At 36.3% G+C, this 4574-nt stretch carries 4 protein-coding genes; 2 read left to right on the forward strand and 2 right to left on the reverse strand.

All coding sequences use genetic code 11. The features are described from left to right. Positions 1–89: 89 nt before the first annotated feature. Together ACH2CJ_RS02970 and thrA are read right to left on the reverse strand one after the other, a co-directional pair. A complete protein-coding gene (locus ACH2CJ_RS02970) occupies positions 90–884 on the reverse strand; it encodes a Fic family protein (protein ID WP_394990601.1) in 795 nt (264 codons plus the stop codon). Between the two features lie 47 nt (positions 885–931). Then, positions 932–3394 (reverse strand): bifunctional aspartate kinase/homoserine dehydrogenase I, encoded by a 2463-nt coding sequence (gene thrA, locus ACH2CJ_RS02975; protein WP_394990603.1) that lies wholly within the window; start codon positions 3392–3394, stop codon positions 932–934. 260 nt (positions 3395–3654) lie between these two features. Here thrA and ACH2CJ_RS02980 point away from each other — a divergent pair, with 260 nt between their 5' ends. Further along, a complete protein-coding gene (locus tag ACH2CJ_RS02980) occupies positions 3655–3954 on the forward strand; it encodes an autorepressor SdpR family transcription factor (protein WP_394990604.1) in 300 nt (99 codons plus the stop codon). Between the two features lie 84 nt (positions 3955–4038). Then, positions 4039–4574 (forward strand): hypothetical protein (locus ACH2CJ_RS02985; RefSeq protein ID WP_394990606.1); only part of this gene is annotated, 536 nt, incomplete at its 3' end.

The following is a 4574-nucleotide window of genomic DNA, read 5'->3' on the forward strand; positions in this document are numbered from 1 at the left end:
GCTCTTCCGCACTTAGATGTATATATATTTTCGTTCTCATTCAACAAAGATAACTAGCTATACTCTAATACTCGAAAACTTTTACTCTTTTACTTAATATTTTTTTGTTTTGGTTCTTGCTTTGTAGTTAAACGCTTGATTTCTTCTTGCAGATACTTTGTATGTTGGTTATGCATAAATTCCAAGAAGACCTGAATATCTTCCTGTTCTCTTGTGGCAATCAAACTTTCAATATATGCTTGTCTATCTTCTGAAAAAACAATAGACAAAGGCTTTTTATGGTAAGATTGTATATAATTCATCAATAGTCTCGAAGTCCGACCATTGCCATCATCGAAAGGATGAATCATATCTAATTGATAATGAGCTAAAAACGCCAATTCATTAATTTCTTCAAGCGTTTTTACGGTATTTATCTTTTCTTTGAGGTCTTCGCACAGTTTTTTAAGATACAATGGCACTTTGTCATAATTCATGTCGCTTTCGCCAGTCATTCCTGCTCGTACATTCAACAATCTCAAATCACCTTTGAAAGCATCGAAACTTCCTAATGCAGTATTATAAACAGTACCTGTGCTGTGCATGACGGCGGCATTGATACTCTGAATAAACTTTGTATCTATTTTCTTTTTTTCAGTAGCCGATTTTGTAATAAATCCCAATGCTGCAAAATGGTCTTTTACCATCAAATGATGCTCCAAAGGCTTGCCTTTTACTGTTAAACCTTTGTCAAGAAATATCTCAGTTTCTAAAGCAGTCAATGTACTTCCTTCAATCGCAGTTGAATGGTGCGAAATTAAATATAGATGATGTTTATCTATATCTATGAAGTTTTTACATAGTTCTTCATATTCCTGCGTGAGTATTTCTAATGATGTTGGCATAGACAAATCTACGTACTATAAAATGATATTCACTCTACACCAAATAACTACTGACCAACATTAGCACTAATACTCATAATATCGGCAAAAACCCCCGAAGCTGTAACCTCGGCTCCTGCTCCCGGCCCTTTGATTACTAATGGGTTATATTTATAGCGTTCGGTGGTAAACGAAACAATGTTTTCTGAACCTGCCAAGTTAAAAAACGGGTGGCTTCGTCCCACAGTTTTTAGACCAATGCTTGCTTTGTTATCATCTAAAGTGGCAATAAACCTTAAAACTTCGTCATTGGATTCGGCTTCTTTTAAAAGATTCTCAAAACGCTCATTGTCTTTTTCTAATTCCTCAAAAAACGCTTCAACACTTAGGGCATTCAAACACGCATCATTCAATAAATTGACGATTTTTACCTCTTCTGGTTCGAGTTTCAAGCCTGCTTCACGAGATAAAATCAAAATTTTTCGGGCAACATCCATGCCACTCAAATCATCTCTTGGGTCTGGCTCAGTATAGCCTTGTGCTTTGGCAGCTCGCACTACCTCCACAAAACTATCCCCAGCCTTAAAATTATTGAATATGTAAGCCAAAGTTCCCGACAAAACCGCTTCAATTTTATTGATTTTATCTCCACTCGTAATCAAACCTTGCAAAGTATTAATAATTGGTAAACCTGCACCCACATTAGTTTCGTACAAAAACTTCGCACCGTGTTTTTGTGCTGCTTTTTGGAGCATAAAATACTGCTCGTATTGGCCCGAATTGGCAACTTTATTTGGCGTAACTATTGACACACTGCTGTTCAAAAGTGCATGATAATACTGCACAATATTCTTATCGGCAGTGCAATCTACAAAAACGCTGTATGGTAAATTCAAGTCCTGAACATCCGAAACGAACTCACCGATACTGGCAATTTCGCCATTTTCGAGCAGTTCTTCTTTCCAATTATCTAAGCTAATTCCACCTTCATTCAATAGCATTTTCTTGGTGTTTATCATACCTACGAGCCTGATATTGAGATTTTTATGTTGTTTCAAATATGTTTCTTGCTCTTTGATTTGGCGTAAAAGTGTACTGCCAATCAAGCCTGTTGCACCCACTAAATATAAGTTTAGTGTTAAGCCATCAACTTGAAAAAACACTTCATGGATAGCATTGAGGGCTTTTCTGATGTCTTTTTTATAAATAACTACCGAAATATTCAACTCCGACGAACCTTGTGCCGTTGCCACTACATTGATACCGTTTTTGCCTAAAACAGTAAATAATTTCCCCGAAATTCCTGTGCTTGACTTCATACCTTCGCCCACAACGGCAATCACCGACAAGTTTTGTTCGATGGCAATATTATCAACCAAACCTTGCGAAATTTCTAAGGCAAAACCCTCTTCCAAAATTTCTTTTACACCATAAGCCGATTTTGGGTCAACGGCAAAGCAAATCGAATGTTCGGACGAGGCTTGAGAAATCAAAATCACACTGATTTTATTGGCTGCAAGTATAGAAAATAGTTTTGCAGAAACGCCTGCAACTCCCATCATGCCACCACCTTGCACATTTACCAAAGCGATGTCATCAATCGAAGAAATTCCAGTGATAGAGTACTCCTTGGTTTCAGCAGTTTTGTTGATGAGCGTTCCTGCATGATGGTGGTTAAATGTATTTAGTATTTTTAAAGGGATGTTTTTCTTGAAAGCAGGCGTTAAACTCGGCGGATATATAACTTTCGCACCAAAATGCGATAATTCCATTGCTTCGGCATAAGTTATAGTCGGAATGGTGAAGGCATTTTTCACTTTTCGAGGGTCAGAAGTGAGCATTCCATCCACATCTGTCCAAATTTCGATAACCGATGCGTTGAGTGCGGCACCAAAAATTGAAGCGGTATAATCAGAGCCACCACGACCAAGCGTAGTTGTTACGCCATTAATGGTTGAGGCAATAAAGCCCGTGATGCACTGCAATTTATTAGTTTGAGCAAAATATTTGCGAATAAGTTCATTGGTCAAATCGAAATTAACATCGGCATAGCCAAAATGGTCGTCGGTTTTGATAACTTTCCGCGTATCCAAATATTCTGCTTCAATGCCTCTATTTTTTAATGCTTCGGTTATAATCGTTGTCGAAAGTCTTTCACCAAAACTCACAATAAAATCATTGGTACGTGACGAAAGCTCTTTTATCAAAAAAACACCTCTCAATAAATCTTCCAATTCGTTGAAAAGTCCTTTTATTTTGGCAATACTTCCACTCTGATTTTTTATATCAATCAATCCTCTAACAGCATTAAAATGGCGTTCTTCAAGCAATTTTAGCTGTTCTAAATAAGTCAAATCAGATTCTGAAGCCAGCTTACCAATTTCAATTAAACGATTGGTTACTCCACCCATTGCTGAATAAACAACGGCAATTTTTCGCCCTTCGTTAAGATTTTCCTGCAAAATCTGAATGACTTGCTTAATACTTTCAACTGTTCCGACCGAAGTTCCTCCGAATTTTAATACTTTCATAAAAACCAACACTCCCCACCCCTAAAGGGGAGATAAAATTTAGATTCTTCAAAAAGCCCCCCATTAGGGGCGGGGGGTGTTGCAAATATAATAATTTATATACCAAAGTAAGAATTTTGATGGTAGAATTGTGTTTTTCTAAGAACATGGTCATAAAAAAAATTAATAATTAGAGGCTTATCTAATTATTTAACAAAATACTTGACACGTATGTATAAATTGTGCATTTTTGCTTAAATAAATGTTAATTCTAACCTACAATGAATATCCTTTTTCGTGCATTGAACGATGCTACTCGTCGTGAAATATTAGAGATTTTGAAAGATGGTGACATGACCGCTGGCGATATTGCTGACCATTTTGATATGAGCAAACCAAGTGTTTCGCATCATTTGGACTTACTTCGTCAAGCTGATTTGGTGGCTTCTGTAAAAAAAGGTCAATTTGTCCTTTATTCGCTCAATTTGACTGTAATGGATGAAATTATGGTTTGGTTTATGCAGTTTAAGCCTGCTGTTCAAACCGAAAAACCTCGTATTCGCTTGCAAATAAATAAGTAAAACAAGTTTCAGACTTGTTAATAGTGATATTTCATTGAAATTGACAAGTTGAAAAACTTGTTCTACCATTAAATAACAAATTCGATGAAAAAACACATCCCTTTCGAGCTGTGCATCATTGCGATTATTCTTTCACCATTTGTTTATTTAGGTATCTATTGGAGTGAAGAAACAAAGCTAAATCTCCAAAATAGCATCTATATATATACTGTGGCGGTGAGTTTTTTCTATATTTTTCCACTTTTGATGCAATATTTGGATAGCCAAAAACCAAATGCCGAACTTCTGATTAGAAGTGACAAACGCATCCGTTTGATTTGGTCGTCATATTTGGCAGCTTTGGGTATTATTTTGTTTTATTATTTGCTCAATGACCTCGAAAATGACCAACCTCGCCTGATGGGAGTTGCTTTGTCATTATTTTTGTTTGCCAGTGGCAATTTTCGGCAAAACATTCATCCCACAAGTATTTTTGCAGGAAATAATTTTAAAGATAAAACACAGCAAAATTATGAAGAGCGAAATCTCAGACAAATTCAACGCATCAACTCTCGACTTTTCTTTTGGGTTGGCATTGTAGGAACAATTTTCTTTTTATATTTCAATCAAAATACCCTCAC

This window comes from Emticicia sp., assembly GCF_043780375.1.
In the GTDB taxonomy this organism is placed as follows: domain Bacteria; phylum Bacteroidota; class Bacteroidia; order Cytophagales; family Spirosomataceae; genus Emticicia.

Excerpts from the sequence above, each read along its gene's own strand:
- thrA (WP_394990603.1), bottom strand. The coding sequence starts at position 3,394 with ATGAAAGTATTAAAATTCGGAGGAACTTCGGTCGGAACAGTTGAAAGT.
- ACH2CJ_RS02980 (WP_394990604.1), top strand. The coding sequence starts at position 3,655 with ATGAATATCCTTTTTCGTGCATTGAACGATGCTACTCGTCGTGAAATA.
- ACH2CJ_RS02970 (WP_394990601.1), bottom strand. The coding sequence starts at position 884 with ATGCCAACATCATTAGAAATACTCACGCAGGAATATGAAGAACTATGT.